The organism is Paraburkholderia tropica, assembly GCF_900109265.1.
GTDB lineage: Bacteria > Pseudomonadota > Gammaproteobacteria > Burkholderiales > Burkholderiaceae > Paraburkholderia > Paraburkholderia tropica.
The window spans coordinates 1-14296 of the sequence record NZ_FNZM01000026.1 but is presented as its reverse complement, the minus strand read 5'-3'; the positions used below and the strand labels follow the sequence as shown (position 1 = coordinate 14296).

At 64.8% G+C, this 14296-nt stretch carries 14 protein-coding genes and 1 pseudogene; 10 read left to right on the top strand and 5 right to left on the bottom strand.

The annotated features are described in order from the left end of the window. The first annotated feature begins 8 nt into the window (after positions 1-8). From BMY06_RS33145 to BMY06_RS33120, 6 genes are read left to right on the top strand one after another with little or no spacing between them, the layout of a single operon-like run. Positions 9-1769, top strand: coding sequence for a carbamoyltransferase family protein (locus BMY06_RS33145; protein ID WP_065057418.1), 1761 nt, complete (start codon positions 9-11; stop codon positions 1767-1769). Beyond that, positions 1766-2827, top strand: a complete 1062-nt coding sequence (locus BMY06_RS33140) for a glycosyltransferase family 2 protein (RefSeq protein WP_080180103.1) — start codon at positions 1766-1768, stop codon at positions 2825-2827. Before BMY06_RS33145 ends, BMY06_RS33140 begins: the two co-directional genes overlap by 4 nt. A gap of 12 nt (positions 2828-2839) precedes the next feature. Beyond that, positions 2840-3973, top strand: coding sequence for a glycosyltransferase family 9 protein (locus tag BMY06_RS33135; protein WP_074987232.1), 1134 nt, complete (start codon positions 2840-2842; stop codon positions 3971-3973). After that, positions 3964-4923 carry a glycosyltransferase family 4 protein gene (locus tag BMY06_RS33130; protein WP_065065821.1) on the top strand — a complete coding sequence of 320 codons (960 nt, stop codon included), beginning with the start codon at positions 3964-3966 and terminating at the stop codon, positions 4921-4923. Before BMY06_RS33135 ends, BMY06_RS33130 begins: the two co-directional genes overlap by 10 nt. Before the next feature lie 36 nt (positions 4924-4959). Then, positions 4960-5973, top strand: a complete 1014-nt coding sequence (locus BMY06_RS33125; protein ID WP_065065820.1) for a UDP-glucuronic acid decarboxylase family protein — start codon at positions 4960-4962, stop codon at positions 5971-5973. Positions 5974-6006: 33 nt separating this feature from the next. Further along, positions 6007-6918 carry a glycosyltransferase family 2 protein gene (locus BMY06_RS33120; protein ID WP_074987231.1) on the top strand — a complete coding sequence of 304 codons (912 nt, stop codon included), beginning with the start codon at positions 6007-6009 and terminating at the stop codon, positions 6916-6918. A 60-nt stretch (positions 6919-6978) separates the two neighbouring features. Here the strand turns inward: BMY06_RS33120 and BMY06_RS33115 are convergent, their stop codons facing one another. Together BMY06_RS33115 and BMY06_RS33110 are read right to left on the bottom strand one after the other, a co-directional pair. Continuing rightward, a complete protein-coding gene (locus BMY06_RS33115) occupies positions 6979-8013 on the bottom strand; it encodes a flavodoxin family protein (protein ID WP_074987295.1) in 1035 nt (344 codons plus the stop codon). 130 nt (positions 8014-8143) lie between these two features. Beyond that, entirely contained in the window at positions 8144-8629 is a 486-nt protein-coding gene (locus BMY06_RS33110) for a GNAT family N-acetyltransferase (RefSeq protein ID WP_065065819.1), read from the bottom strand. A gap of 225 nt (positions 8630-8854) precedes the next feature. Here BMY06_RS33110 and BMY06_RS33105 point away from each other — a divergent pair, with 225 nt between their 5' ends. Then, positions 8855-9040, top strand: a complete 186-nt coding sequence (locus BMY06_RS33105) for a CsbD family protein (protein ID WP_074987230.1) — start codon at positions 8855-8857, stop codon at positions 9038-9040. 212 nt (positions 9041-9252) lie between these two features. After that, on the top strand, positions 9253-9549 hold the full coding sequence (locus tag BMY06_RS33100) for a hypothetical protein (RefSeq protein ID WP_065065832.1): 297 nt from the start codon (positions 9253-9255) through the stop codon (positions 9547-9549). A gap of 284 nt (positions 9550-9833) precedes the next feature. Here BMY06_RS33100 and BMY06_RS33095 read toward each other — a convergent pair whose 3' ends face one another. Further along, positions 9834-10658: a PIG-L deacetylase family protein gene (locus BMY06_RS33095; protein WP_074987229.1), complete on the bottom strand. Its 825-nt coding sequence runs from the start codon at positions 10656-10658 to the stop codon at positions 9834-9836. Between the two features lie 869 nt (positions 10659-11527). Here BMY06_RS33095 and BMY06_RS40685 point away from each other — a divergent pair. Both BMY06_RS40685 and BMY06_RS39180 read left to right on the top strand, forming a co-directional pair. Further along, the gene (locus BMY06_RS40685) at positions 11528-11815 is read left to right on the top strand and encodes a DUF1488 family protein (RefSeq protein ID WP_080180102.1); all 288 of its coding nucleotides are present in this window, start codon (positions 11528-11530) and stop codon (positions 11813-11815) included. Between the two features lie 154 nt (positions 11816-11969). Then, positions 11970-12236 (top strand): hypothetical protein, encoded by a 267-nt coding sequence (locus BMY06_RS39180; RefSeq protein WP_124263279.1) that lies wholly within the window; start codon positions 11970-11972, stop codon positions 12234-12236. A 908-nt stretch (positions 12237-13144) separates the two neighbouring features. Here BMY06_RS39180 and BMY06_RS33085 read toward each other — a convergent pair. Both BMY06_RS33085 and BMY06_RS33080 read right to left on the bottom strand, forming a co-directional pair. Continuing rightward, positions 13145-13978 carry a CHAD domain-containing protein gene (locus BMY06_RS33085; protein ID WP_074987227.1) on the bottom strand — a complete coding sequence of 278 codons (834 nt, stop codon included), beginning with the start codon at positions 13976-13978 and terminating at the stop codon, positions 13145-13147. Between the two features lie 80 nt (positions 13979-14058). Then, a pseudogene (locus BMY06_RS33080) lies at positions 14059-14296 on the bottom strand (IS6 family transposase); the annotation flags it as partial.

The window sequence follows — 14296 nt, the reverse complement described above, 5'->3', positions numbered from 1 at the left end:
AGCCCCTCATGTACACACTCGGAATCAACGCCGTCTATCACGACAGCGCCGCCGCGCTGATGCGCGATGGTGTTGTGATCGCCGCAGCCGAAGACGAACGCTTCACGCACGTCAAGCATGCGAAGCGGCCCGTGCCGTTTTCGACGTGGCAGTTGCCGTTCGACGCCATCGACGCGTGCCTCGCCGAAGGCGGCATCACGCTCGCCGACGTCGATCACGTCGCCTATTCGTACGACCCCGAACTCTTCCCCGATATGCCGACGAAGCCGGGCGCGACAATCGCGTTGCCACTGGACCCGGCGCGCTCGCGCGTGGAAGTGAACGCCTCGCCGTGGGATCCGCTTTTTCTCGCCTACATCATGAACGCACAGGCGCAATTGCTGGATGGCGCGCCGCATCACCTGCGCAAGCGCTTCGCCTGCGTGGACCGTGAACACGGTTTCGAATGGCACTACGTCGAACATCATCTCGCGCATGAAGCGAGCGCGTTTCTGGCGAGTCCGTTCGACGATTGCGCAGTGCTCACGATGGACGGGCGCGGCGAAGGCGTGACGACGAGCCTCGGCGCGTTTCGCGACGGCGCCTATCGCCGCATCACGCAGGTCGAACTGCCGCACTCGCTCGGCCTGCTCTACGAAGCCGTTACCGGTTGGCTCGGCTTCCTGCACTCATCGGACGAATACAAGGTGATGGCGCTGGCCTCGTTTGGAGCGCCCCGTTATCTCGACGCGTTTCGCGAGATCGTGCGCTATCGCGGCGACGGGCATTACACGGTCGCCGATCCGCATCTCGTCGAGCGTTTCGGCCCGCCGCGCGAACGGGGCGGCCCGCTGGAGCAACGGCATTTCGATATCGCCGCCTCGCTCCAACGCGTGCTCGAAGAAACCGTGCTTGAAATGGCGCGCTGGCTGCACGCGCGAACGGGCTTGACGAAGCTCTGCATGGCGGGCGGCGTGGCGCTGAACTGCGTGATGAACGCGTTTATCCGCGATCACGGCCCGTTCGACGACGTCTGGGTTCAGCCCGCTTCCGGCGACGCCGGCACCGCGCTCGGCGCGGCCTTGTGGACCGACTACCGTTTGCGCGACGCAGCCGCCAGGGCGGCGGGCGAGCCCCACGCGGCAAGGCGCTGGCAGATGGATCACGCCTATCTGGGCCCGGCGTTCGACGATGCCGCGATCGAGCAGTTTTTACGCTGGTCGAAGACGCCTTACCGCCGTCTCGACGATATCGCCGAGGAAACCGCGCAACTGCTCGCGGATAACGAGGTCATCGGCTGGTATCAGGGGCGCACGGAATTCGGCCCGCGGGCGTTGGGCGCACGCTCGATCCTTGCTTCGCCCACCGACGCGGCAATGCAGGCGAAGCTCAACGAGATCAAGGACCGCGAAGATTTCCGGCCGGTCGCGCCCGTCGTGCTGGAGGAGCGCGCGGCCGACTGGTTCGTGGGCGCGCGTCGCGCGCCGTTCATGCTGTTCATATTCGACGTGCAACCGGACAAGGCGGGGCGCATTCCCGCCGTGCGCCACGTCGACGGAACCGCGCGCGTGCAGACCGTGAACCGCGCGCAACATCCGCTCTACTACGATCTGATCGCGGCGTTCGAGCGGCGCACCGGCGTGCCCGTGCTCGTGAACACGTCGTTCAATACGCGCGGCGAGCCGATGGTCAATTCCCCGCGCGACGCACTCGAATCGTTCTGGACCTCGCCGCTCGATGCGCTGGTGATCGGCCCATTTCTCGTCCAGAAACAAGGGACGCGCGCATGAGGCCCGCCGACGTCGAACTGCGTGAATCGCCTCCGATCGGCGAGCGCGCGCCGTGTTTCAACGGCTATGCCGGCGCACTGCCCGAACCGCTGCGCATCGCCGTCGTGGTGCCGACGTGGCGGCGCCCCGACCTGCTCACGCGCTGCCTGGAGGCGTTGTGCGTCCAGACCCTCTCGCCCGACGACTATGAAATCGTCGTTTGCGACGACGGCCCCGACGACGCCACGCGCACGACCGTCGAGCGCTTTGCCGCCACCCACGCCGCGCGCGGACCCGCGATCCGCTATCTGCCCGTGCGCGAGACGCAAGGCCCCGCCGCCGCGCGCAACGCAGGCTGGCGCGCAGCACACGCGCCGCTGATCGCCTTCACCGACGACGACACCGTGCCCGACGCCGGCTGGCTGCGCGCGGGACTCCCGGCGCTCGAACACGCGGATGCCGCCGCGGGCCGCATCGTGGTGCCGCTCGCCGCCGCGCCCAGCGACTACGAGCGCGACGCGAGCGGCCTCGCCCGCGCGGAATTCGCGACCGCCAACGCATTCGTGAGGCGCAGCGCGCTCGCGCAGACCGGCGGCTTCGACGAGCGCTTCACGGCCGCCTGGCGCGAAGATTCGGATCTCCAGTTCGCGCTATTGCAGGCTGGCGCCCACATCGTCCGCGCGGACGAGGCCATCGTGCTTCATCCTGTGCGGCCCGCGCGCTGGGGCGTGAGTCTCGCGCAACAGCGCAAGAGCCGCTTCGAGGCGCTGCTGTACCGCAAGCATCGCGCGCTGTATCGCGAGCGCATTGCCACGCGGCCACCGCTGATTTACTACGGCGTGCTTGTAAGCGTCCTGGCCCTGTTCGCCGCGCTGGCGAGCGGGCAGACGCGGCTCATGATCGTCGCCAGCGCCGCCTGGCTCGCGCTCACGCTCGGGTTCTGCGCGCGTCGGCTGAAACACACGAGACGGGACGCGCGGCATGTACTCGAAATGCTCTGGACATCGCTGTGGATTCCGTTCCTGTCGATCTTCTGGCGGCTCGACGGCGCCATCCGCTACCGCGTCTGGTTTTTCTAGGGGATTGCGTCGATGCCTAACTTTCTCGCTGCGCTCGCGCCTCGCCGCATCGTCATTTTTCGCGCGCTGCAACTGGGCGACATGCTGTGCGCCGTGCCCGCGCTGCGCGCCCTGCGCGCGGCGTGCCCGCAAGCGCATATCGCACTCGTCGGCCTGCCTTGGTCCCGTGACTTCGTGGCGCGCTTCCCGATGTTGATCGACGAATGCATCGTATTTCCGGGCGCGCGCGGCTTTCCCGAGCAAGCCGAAGACGAACGTGCATTGCCCGAATTTCTCGACGCCATGCGCTCGCGGCGTTTCGACCTCGCCATCCAGTTGCACGGCAGCGGCGGCGTGGCGAACACGCTCGTGGACAGCTTCGGCGCGCGCGCCCTCGCGGGCTTCACGCAGCCCGGCGAAACGCCGCCGCCAGGCTGCCACCTGCCCTGGCCGGACGCGCTGCCCGAGCCCCAGCGCTATCTGGCGCTGCTTCACGCGCTGGGCGTGCGCTCGGCCACGCTGCGCGACGACACGCTCTGGTTTCCGCTGCACGACGCCGACCACGCCGCGCATGCGGAACTCGTTCAGCGCCACGGACTCGACCCCGCGCGTCTCGTGCTCGTTCATCCGGGCGCGCAGTTGCCGTCGCGGCGCTGGCCCGCCGAGCGCTTTGCCGCCGTCGCCGATTCGCTCGCCTTCGAAGGCTGGCAAATCGCTGTCACCGGCACATCCGCCGAACGCGACCTGACGGCCGCCGTCGTCGGTGCGATGACGCAAAGCGCACAACACCTCGCGGGCGAGACGACGCTTGGCGCGCTGGCCGCGCTCGTCGCGTCGGCGCGTCTCGTTGTGTGCAACGACACGGGGCTCTCGCACGTCGCAGCCGCGATGCGCACTCCGAGTCTCGTGATCGCATCGGGCAGCGACACGCGGCGCTGGGCGCCGCTCGATCGCGCGCGGCATCGTGTCGTCGCCGATTGGCCGGCGTGCCGCCCGTGTGCGTTTCATACCTGTCCGTACGGTCATCCCTGCGCCCTCAACGTCACGGTCGAACAGGTCGCGACGCTCGCGCATGCGCATCTGCAGTCCCCGTTCGCCGACCTTCCCGCCCCCGGCCGCATATCCGTCGAGCCGCCCGCCATCAGGAGTCCTCGCTCATGCCGATGACACAATCGCGCCCGCTGCGCGTGCTGACCTGGCACGTCCATGGCAATTACCTCTATTACCTCACTCAGGTTCCGCACGAATTCCACGTCGTCACGAGGCCGGGCCGTCCTGCCGGCTACGCGGGACGCGCGGGCGTCCTGCCGTGGGGCGCGAATGTTCATGAGGTCGATGCCAACGACGTGGCCGCGCGCGACTTCGACGTAATCGTCTATCAGCATCGCGACCACTGGGAACAGGATCGCTTCGCGCTGCTCAGCGACGCGCAACGCCGTCTGCCACGCATCTACATCGAGCACGATCCGCCGCAGGAAGCGCCCTTCGCGCAACGACACTGGGTGGACGACCGCGATGCGCTGCTCGTGCACGTGACGCCCTTCAACGCGCTGATGTGGGACAGCGGCGACACGCCCGTGCGCGTGATCGAGCATGGGGTGCTGGTGCCCGAGCGCGCGCGATACAGCGGCGAAATCGCACGCGGGATCGTGGTCGTCAACCATTTGCGCACACGCGGACGGCGGCTGGGCGCGGATGTCTTCGAGAACGCCCGCCGAATCGTGCCGCTCGATCTGGTGGGCATGGACGCGGAAAGCGTCAGCGGCATCGGCGAAATTTCCAATCTCGCACTGCCCGAGTTTATGTCCCACTACCGCTTTTTCTTCAACCCGATTCGCTGGACCAGCCTGGGGCTCGCGGTCGTCGAAGCGATGACGGTCGGCCTGCCGGTCGTCGGACTCGCGACGACGGAACTGTCGAGCGTGATCCGTGACGGCGAGAACGGCTATATCGATACGCGCATCGACCGCCTCATCGCACGCATGGGTGCGCTGATAGCCGACCCTGTCCTCGCGCGCCGACTGGGCGACGGTGCGCGGGCAACCGCGCGCCAGCGGTTCTCCATCGGTCGATTCGCGCACGACTGGGATCTCGCGTTGCGAGACGTCGCGACTTGATCGTCCACCCACGAAACCGATTGCCGGAGCGACGCCATGAAAGACCTGGTCATCAAACGCATTCTCGTCACGGGCGGGGCGGGCTTTCTCGGCTCGCATCTTTGCGAGCGTCTCGTGGCGCAAGGGCACGACGTGCTATGCGCCGATAACTTTTACACGGGATCCCGACGCAATGTTGCACACCTGCTCGATAACCCGAATTTCGAGCTATTGCGTCACGACGTGACCTTTCCGCTTTACGTCGAAGTCGATGAAATTTACAACCTCGCGTGCCCCGCTTCGCCCATTCACTACCAGCACGACCCGGTGCAGACCACCAAGACCAGCGTGCACGGCGCGATCAATATGCTCGGCCTCGCGAAACGGCTTGGCGCGAAGCTGCTCCAGGCCTCGACGAGCGAAGTCTACGGCGACGCACTCAGGCATCCGCAGACCGAGGACTACTGGGGCCATGTGAACCCGATTGGCCCACGCTCCTGCTATGACGAAGGCAAGCGCTGCGCCGAGACCTTGTGCATGGACTATCGCCGTCAGCACGGTCTCGACGTGCGCGTGGCGCGCATTTTCAATACCTATGGCCCACGCATGCACCCACGCGACGGGCGAGTGATCTCGAACTTCGTGATGCAGGCGCTGGCGAACGAAGCGCTGACCGTATATGGCGACGGCTCGCAGACGCGCTGTTTCTGCTACGTCGACGATTTGATCGACGGCCTGATACGGATGATGAACCTGCCGACGCCCGTCGACATGCCCGTCAATCTGGGCAACCCTCATGAAATTTCGATGGCCGACACGGCGCGCAGAGTGATCGGACTCGCGCGCTCGGAGTCGGCGCTCCGCTTCGAACCGCTGCCTGTCGACGATCCGTGCCGCCGCTGTCCGTCCATCGCGCGCGCGCAGGCGCTACTCGGATGGTCACCCTCCACGCCGCTCGACGCGGGATTGATGGCGACGATCGGCTGGTTTCGGCGCTTGCGTGCAGCCGCAGGGAGTCACATGTTCGCGATGTCCGACGCGACGGCGCGGACGGCACACCATCAGGACTGAGCGTCTCGTCAGACGAACAATGCGGAGATTGGCATGAATCCGAACGGCCTGAATCCGGAAATCAGCGTGGTCGTAATCACGCACAATCGTCGCGACGAAGTCATGCGTACCGTCGCTTCATTGCTGGATCTGCCGGAGCGGCCGCAAATCGTGGTGGTCGACAATCATTCGACGGATGGTTCGCCTCAACTTCTTGCGCACGCGTACCCCGGACTGCGCGTACTGCGCTGCGATGACAACCTCGGCGCGGCCGCGCGCAACGTCGGCGCCGCCCATGTCGACACACCGTATGTCGCCTTTAGCGACGATGACACCGACTGGCAAGCCGGTTCGCTCGCGCAAGCCGTGCGCTTGTTCGAGCGACACCCGCTTCTGGGCGTGCTGAGCGCGTGCGTGGTCGTGGGCAGGCAGCGCACGCTCGATCCCACTTGCACGCTGATGGCGGCGAGCCCCCTCGCGAGCGCCGAGCATCCGTTGCCGCGGCTGGTCGGATTCATGGCGGGCGCGTGTGTCTTTCGCAAGACGCTGTTCGACGCAACGGGCGGCTACGAACCTCGCCTCTTTATCGGCGGCGAGGAGGCGCTGCTGTCGCTCGACGTTTTGCAGACCGGCTATGACATTGGCTACGCCGATGCGCTGCGGGTCCATCATCGTCCGTCGCTGGCACGTGACAATGCGCTGCGCCGAATGCTGCTGGCGCGCAATGCCGCACTCGTGGCGTGGATGCGATTACCGCGCTCGCAGGCGCTTGCCGCGACGTGGCACGCGCTCAAATACGCGTGCAGCGATGCGCGGACCCTCGACAATCTGGAACAGCTCTGGCGCGGCATCGCCTGGGCGAAGCAGCACCGCCGCCCTGTCGCCCCTTTCGTGCTGAGACTGCGTTCAGCGGTGCGAAAAGCGGAATCGCGCCATCCGCGCATGTCGCCCGGGACCTGGCGTTAAACGCGCACCCGCCAGCGCCTTCGGATACTGGCCGGGCAGGCGTTTCACCACGCCGCACGCTCACTTCGGCCGCGGCGGCTCGATGCCCTCGTCGGCGCGATGAAGGTGGCCCGCGCGCAGCGCCTTGACCGCGCTGATTACCGCACGCGCGACATTCGCAACTTCTTCCTGAAAGCGCACGTCGCCGTCGAGCGTCTCGTGCGAGGTGGCGTAGGGCTCGTAATAGCCCACCATCCGGTCGATGCGGGCTGACGCGCCCGCGTCGATCCAGCCCATCCAGTCGAGCCAGTCGGCGAGCGCGCGGCGCGTGTCTTCGATGCCGGCAACGTCGCCGTGCACGATCGCCCCATACGCGCGCCCCGCGAGATGTTTCGGATATTGCCAGCCTCCGAGTTCCAGCGCTTTGGCTTTGGCCGGATCCTTGCCGTGCGTCGACGTCGGATCGGGGTTGCCGCCGTCCGTGCACACGAGACGGTCCATCATGAGCTTGAGCGGGCTGCTCACCTGATACCAGTAAACCGGCGTGATGAAAATCGCGCCGTGGCACGCCGCAAACCGCTCGTAAATGTCGTTCATCCAGTCGTTGACCTGGCCGAGCGAATGATTCGGATAGCAACTGCATGGCCAGTGACACAGCGGCATCGCGGTGGAAACGCAGCCCTTGCAGGGATGAATATGCAAATCCGGTTCGGCGTTGAGCCTCGATAGATCGAGCATGTCAGCCTCGATGCCCGCACCCGTCAGTTCGCGCTCGCAGATACCCGCGAGCCGGAAGCTCTTCGACATTTCGCCAGGACAGGTGTAGTCGTTGCGCGACGACGCGTTAATCACGAGCACGCGTGACGGCGTGCCGAGCTCGCGCTGGCGACGCGCGGCTGCTTCCACGCGCTCCGCTGCCTCGCGCCATTCGACGGAAAGCGCATAGTCCGGATCGGCATAGCCGGGCCCTGCCTTCTGCGTGACGGGCGACTTGCGCCCCTGGCGATAGGCTTCCCATGCAATCTCTTCCAGACGATCGAGCGCGCCGTCCTCCGCACGGAATGCCGGGTCCGCATAGCGCGCCAGAAAGCGCGCACGGAACGCCTCGCGCGCCAGCCCTTGCTGCATTTGCCCCTTGCGCACCTCGGGAACCGGGCGTTGGGCGGACTGCTTTTCCATGCTGAACTCCTCTCGACAAGGGTGCTGATCGGAGCGCGCGCGCTGGCCAACCGGCCGTGCTCCGCCCTCACATTTCGCGCGGGGGCGGCAACGCCTTCATGAAGCAACGGGCGTCGCCCACGCCGGCGTAATCGCCGAATGGCTCGGTCGTTGTATAGCCGTGACGCTGATAAAACGCGATCGCACGCCGGTTCGCCTCGCGTGTTTGCAGCACGACCCGCCGATAACCCAAATCGTGCGCGGCAGTTTCCAGGAAGGTCAGGATCAGCGCCCCCACACCTCGCCATTCCGGCCGGCGGTAGATGCGCTTGAGTTCCGCTACTTCGAATGACAGACGCCGCAGCGCGCCACAGCCAATTGCGTGACCGTCCACGGCGCGCGCAATCACGAAGGCGCTACGCGACGAGCGAACGTCGTCGACGCAGAAGCGCGCTTGACCGCCGTCCTCGGCATACAGCGCGGCGCACGCCGCGGCCTCATCGACAAGCATGCGCCCGTCGAGCGTGCACGGATCTTCGCGCCGCACGATCACGACCACTGATTCGTCATTCATCGCCGATACCCTCCCCCTGGCTGATCAAACACGGGCTCTTCACCGACTTCCTCACCTCCTTTCCAGAGCAAGTGCGGTGCCCCGAGCGAGCTTGGCTGGCGACGAAACGGCGAGGCAGGAATCGGGCGCGTGCGTTGCGCGTGCCGGATGGATGCACCGCAGATGGATTCACCTCGTCACACGCCGTCTGAAACGGCCCAACGAACGGTTGTCAGGAGATCGACCATGAATAAGGAACACATGAAGGGCGCAGTCGAAAAAGCGAAGGGCAAGTTCAACGAAGCCGTCGGCCGCGCGACCGACAATCCCGAGCAGGAACTCAAGGGCGTTGAGCAGCAGCGCGCCGGAGAGGGGCACGAAATCATCGGCGATATCGAAGACGCAGCGAAGGATTCGCAACAGGATCACTGAGCGCGCACGGTCGAACGCTCACGGGCGCGTGATCGGCCGCCGCGCGATTGCCTCGTGATTGCCTCGTGATTGCAGCGCCCTACGATTTTCCGGCGCTCGCGGGCGTTCAACCGACGGGCCGATGCGGCATGCAATCTGCGCATGACTGCGAGCGAGCTGCGTCTGTCAAATCAGGGCATTCGCTATTTCTCAACGCAATGATGGAGAAGGCCATGAAAGCACGTCACACTTTACTTGCCACGCTTTTAGGTCTCGCGGTCGCGGCCTCGGGCGTCACGGTGGCTCAAGCCGCTGGCGGCACCGGCGGTAACGGTGGCACCGGCAACGGAACGACCGGTGCAAGCGGCGAAGGCGGAGGGGGGTATCCGGAACAAGGCGCTTCGATCACGTCATCGACTACCCAGAAGTCGACACATCACACGCATTCGAAGTCGCACGCGAAAAAGCCCATGAACGATACGACGAATACGCCAGGCGCCGATGCAAGCAGCGATACGAAGGGCGAATAGCGACACGTCGCCCTCGAACTGCGGGAGGTGCCGACATCCACACCCCGGCCGCCTTTTCGTGCATTCACTATTGGGCGCGAAAGTCCGCCATCTCTCACCGGCGAATATAGTGCAGACCTGAGCTATTTCGAACTGGGCGGACTTTACAAAGGGCTGGGTGGTACGGTCTTCATTTGCAACCGGGGCGAAATAATTATGCCGGGTAACCTGAACGACCCTACCGGTGCTAGGCGGACTCTCTCACCTTCGCTGTGCCGACTCTCGGCATCAGCGCCGGCTCGCCGTTATTCCGAATCAGAACTGTGGGAAACACCAAGCGACTGTGAGCGGTCATTCGAGAGTGCCTTTGCTTTTTCCCCCACCCCACGCTGGGTTCTGGAGATGGGCCGAACGCACCAGAAACGCTCGATACGCGCGACATCGGGCGGGAAACCACTGAACGCTCGCGCCTGACTGCTGTACGCCCGCAACGCGCTCCGTTTAGTAGCCCACACACGGCGCAGAGTCGGCGCGCCAAATGCGCTCGCGCGAACTGGGCGCGCTCGCAGCCCCGCCTGCGCAACGCGCGCCAACCCATCGCTCAGCACACCGGGCGTGGCACGGTAAATCGCGTCCTCGTAGGCGATGTATCGCTCGAGCCTTCCGCTGTCCAACAGCTGCCGACACGCCGCACCGACGAGTTCGTGATCGCAGTGCCCGAGTCCGAGTGGGCACACCGGTACGCATTCGTCGAAGCGGCGAAACTGAGCGTCAAGCGCCTCGGCTACATCGTCGACGCGCGGTGTTTCGCCGTACTGCGAATCGAGAAAATCCAGCCAGACCGCCGTCGCCCCGCACAGCGCCAAGGCGGTTTCATCCTCCCTCCAGCGGGCCGCGATCGCTTCGTGCGCATCAGCGAAGCCGCTTGCCGCGTCCCACTCGGTTCGCATCGGCTCACGCGGCCTGCCGGCGAATACCGTGCAGACCACCGAGCCCGCGCAACGCGCGAGGAGATTGCCGCAACTGAGCACCGCATCGTCGAGATGTGGAGAGACGACGAACAGACGTGGCGGAGCGTTCGGCTTCTTCTTTGTGCCTTTGGCGACGCCGGTAGTGCGTCGTAGTGACATGGCGAATCCTCATTTATCGTGGCGACGCGCGCGGCCGGGTCCAGAACTCATGATTCCCGTCGCACACGCGGTTTCGCGTTCCTGCGGAGAAACATTGTGAGCGTGTCCTCATACGGCTGCGCTTCGCGTGCCGATTGCGTCCGGGCTCGTACGCGTACAAGATGATGGACCAGCCGCGTGGCCTCCCCTTGCTTTACGAGACCGGAAACACGATGTCGGGTTGCGACGCAAATGGAATGCCCGAAATGGGGCAGATCATGCGGCCCGGACAGCGTTACGCTAGTTCAGCTACGGTGGCCGGAGCGTGAACGCTGGTCCGCCCCCTTCCGCCAAAGAAAAGTCGGACACCCTTGCTATCCTCGCACGGTGAGGCGGCTCGGCCTCGACGAAGCAAGCGTCTGTGTCCGAAAGCTAGGATTTCCGCACACTCGCCAGAGGAACAGGTAATGCTATTTTATAAACCGATTGCGATCCGGACACTCTCGCAGTCGCCGGCACTGACTGCCGGGGCATCTCCCTTTAGCCGCCGCATCGGGCAGGTGCGGCGGCGTTTTTCAAGCTGCCCGTTTTGGCGAATGAAATCGCTGTTGCTATCTTGAAATTTCCTGCGTCTCCCCAGCGTCGGCACGTTTCCGAAGGCCTTCGCCGCGCAACCGTCGGAGGCGAGCGAGGAAATACAAGGTTCCTTCGCGCCCGCTGCCTCACGGCTACCGGACCGGGCCGAGTCTGGCAGGAGCGAGTTGGCTGCTCCAACCGCGTATTGGGCGGGCGCGGACGGAGTTTGATCCGGCCGCCGGGCTCCGGTGGCGAGCCCCCCTAGCCGCCGCGCACGCATGGTCGTGGTGGGTAAATGATCTGAACAACGGAGGATGCAAATGAAAATTCGGTTCGCACACCAACCGGTCCGATTCTCGTCCGGGGGGATTCTGTTCAATGCCTGGGCGGATGACGAGTTCATCGTCTGCGAGATCTCGTCGGAGGCACTCATCGAACAATTCGGGGCCAGGCCATCCCGGACCGGGTGTCTCATCGCCTTTAATGCTCATCGCGCGGAAATTGAAGCCGTCGCGGCACGATCCATGCCGCATAGGCTCGCGTATGGACGCTGCAGTATTTTCTGTCGGGATTTCCACGGGTCGGGACCTGCGTCTCCATGATCGGCGCTGACCGCACCGACGCCCTCCGCCATATGTTCCAGGGAGAAGCCACCAATTCACTGCCAGTGGATACCTTGTAGTCCACGTAGGCGTCCGCGCCTCAAATTGAGGCATCATCCTTGCGCTTCTAAACGGCGCACTTGCGAGGAACGTCATGAACAAGCGCGATCACCTGTTGCTTATCTCCGCGCTGGCCGCGGCAGTCACCTGTGACCCAGCGATGGCACAGGGAACCGGCCCATCGCCTTATGGTTCCGAACTCGGGCAACACACTACGGCGCCGGGTTCCAAAGGCGACCGCGAGCTAAGTGCGAAGCAGCAGGCCCATCCTCCCGGTAAGAAATCGCACCGTCAAGCAGGGGCGTTCAACGGTGCCTCCGCCCCGCGCGCCCATCCTTCCGACGACACGGGCGCCCAGTAAGCGTGCGCCTATTGCGCCTATAGCGCCTGACGCCATTCGCGCGTCATCATGATCTTGCCCTGCGGATCGTCCCGCTCACGACGCTCGAAGGCGTCCGCGAGACCGTCGAAGCCGTAGCATTCGACTGCCTAGACCTTGATTGCCCGCTAGCCGTTCGCGGTGGAAACCTTTCGCGATGCCCCGGCACAGCGATTGGGCTGTGGTGTTTCGACGCCGCGCCAACGTAGAAGTCGCTGGTTATGATTTTCGAGTCGCCACTCTTCCAACGCTCAATCGACTAGCCCCGCGTTGAACGCTCTGATGGTCGTTGGCCAGCTGGGTTGGTTCGAAAATGGCCCAACGCTGGGAGATAGCCACCTCAAAGTTGCCTTTGAGGGAACCTGCCGACGAACAACAAGTAACGTTCGATGAGTCTCTGGCCTACTTAGACAGGTCCTGAACTGACTTTTTGACGTTCGATGTCGCGCCTGACAAGAGTCGGACTGCACGATGCACGCTCCCATTCGAATTGCCGATGAATTGCGTATCCGCGGGATTAGCCACGTAGGGGAAAGGCACCCCGAATGCTACGAGAAGCCAGGCCATTAAAAAGACCCGCTCGAAGCGGCCCTACCACGCCGCTGCCCACTGGAGGGGCTGGCGAAAAAACGGCCCGCCGAAGCGGGCCCAATTCCCACATCTGCGAGGGGCACCGGCCCCTCGCCCCCCAAAGCTGCTGCGCCCTGCGGCCAAAGGGCAGCGGCCCTCCCGCCATTCGCCTATGGTTCCTTCCGCTTGCCATCGCTCCGCCAAGCGCCGCGCCCCCGTCACCTCCGCCCACAGGCGACTAGCCAGGGCGGCGTGCGGGCGCACGACCGGCTGCCTCGTCGAGGACAACCTTTTTACGAAGCGACCTCTCGAAGCGTCCCTCACGCGCCGATCAACTTCCCCGCCCGACGCATCCTGTGTTTGCCCGTACGAGCGAGCGCAGCGAGCGTGACGTCGCGGCTCGCTGCATTGGCAAAGACTTCGCGATGTGCATCGACCAGATGCGTCACCGATACCGCGTCGTTGAGCGCGCCAAAGCGGTTCTGCAGCTTCTTGAGCGACTTCAGCCGCTTCACCTCCCGACGCGGCAAATCGGCGGCAAAAAACTCCAGCAGGTAACGCAATTTCTTCGCCGCTTTGCGGACGTCGTGCCACGCAGCGTAATCGTCACGCATCGCGCGCTTCGCCCGCCGCTCGCGCTTTTTCAGGGCGCGTTGCGCGGTCCGAACACGATCGAGCGCAAAGCGTTTGACCGGGACGCGCTCATGCGCCGTATTCAACGCGCGATTCATCGTATGCAGCATGTCGCGCAAGGCGGGTTTGAGGTCTGAGGCGGCCAACGTCGCGCGCGCCCGTTCGCGCGCCTCGACACGTGCGGCCTGCATTCGCTCGTCCACAAGCGCAGCCTCGTCCGCATGCTCGCGCAGCAGCGGCAGCGCGATGTCCCAGTCGCGCGCGCTGCCCGCCGCCATGCCCGCGCGCTTCAGATAGGCGCGCTCAATGTCCACCGCCTCCCGGTCGAGCAGCGGACGCCAGGCCCACAGCCGCGTGCGCAGCCGCCGCAACGCCACGCACAGTTTGTGCAGTTCGTCGGCGTCCTCGTCGAGCCGCGCGGCACGTTGTAGCGCCTCGTCCACGAGCGGCTTCGCGCAAGTGGAAAAGCGCGTCTGCGCGTTCACGCGCGGCCTGGCTTTCTTAGGGTTTGGTGTTTTCATCTTCGCCTCAGTCGACTGCTGCCGTGGGCATTGTCAAGTTGGCGGCTGTGGGCAACTGTGCGTCACGCGCGTAGTTATCCTTAACAGATAACGGTCTCGCTTGCGGCGGAAAGAGTCCAAGCGCGCCATGTGCCGAGGCGTTCTTGAAGTATGGCACGATGACGTGCAGCGTTCATCTGATGCCTTGGAAGCGCGAAGTGCTGACGGATCGGGCCGAAGCATGAAAGAAAAGCCTGCGTGCGACGCGCATCGCGAAAGCCACACATCTGGCGTTCGCGCCTACGGGTTGGCTGGTGGCTGTTCTCGGCGCGGTTATTT

Bases quoted from the DNA above. Each gene is read 5' to 3' on its own strand.
- BMY06_RS33145 (WP_065057418.1), top strand. From the start codon at position 9: ATGTACACACTCGGAATCAACGCCGTCTATCACGACAGCGCCGCCGCG.
- BMY06_RS33095 (WP_074987229.1), bottom strand. From the start codon at position 10,658: ATGTCACTACGACGCACTACCGGCGTCGCCAAAGGCACAAAGAAGAAG.
- BMY06_RS39180 (WP_124263279.1), top strand. From the start codon at position 11,970: ATGAACAAGCGCGATCACCTGTTGCTTATCTCCGCGCTGGCCGCGGCA.
- BMY06_RS33105 (WP_074987230.1), top strand. From the start codon at position 8,855: ATGAATAAGGAACACATGAAGGGCGCAGTCGAAAAAGCGAAGGGCAAG.
- BMY06_RS33135 (WP_074987232.1), top strand. From the start codon at position 2,840: ATGCCTAACTTTCTCGCTGCGCTCGCGCCTCGCCGCATCGTCATTTTT.
- BMY06_RS33140 (WP_080180103.1), top strand. From the start codon at position 1,766: ATGAGGCCCGCCGACGTCGAACTGCGTGAATCGCCTCCGATCGGCGAG.
- BMY06_RS40685 (WP_080180102.1), top strand. From the start codon at position 11,528: ATGCAAATGAAAATTCGGTTCGCACACCAACCGGTCCGATTCTCGTCC.
- BMY06_RS33120 (WP_074987231.1), top strand. From the start codon at position 6,007: ATGAATCCGAACGGCCTGAATCCGGAAATCAGCGTGGTCGTAATCACG.
- BMY06_RS33100 (WP_065065832.1), top strand. From the start codon at position 9,253: ATGAAAGCACGTCACACTTTACTTGCCACGCTTTTAGGTCTCGCGGTC.
- BMY06_RS33085 (WP_074987227.1), bottom strand. From the start codon at position 13,978: ATGAAAACACCAAACCCTAAGAAAGCCAGGCCGCGCGTGAACGCGCAG.
- BMY06_RS33125 (WP_065065820.1), top strand. From the start codon at position 4,960: ATGAAAGACCTGGTCATCAAACGCATTCTCGTCACGGGCGGGGCGGGC.
- BMY06_RS33130 (WP_065065821.1), top strand. From the start codon at position 3,964: ATGCCGATGACACAATCGCGCCCGCTGCGCGTGCTGACCTGGCACGTC.
- BMY06_RS33110 (WP_065065819.1), bottom strand. From the start codon at position 8,629: ATGAATGACGAATCAGTGGTCGTGATCGTGCGGCGCGAAGATCCGTGC.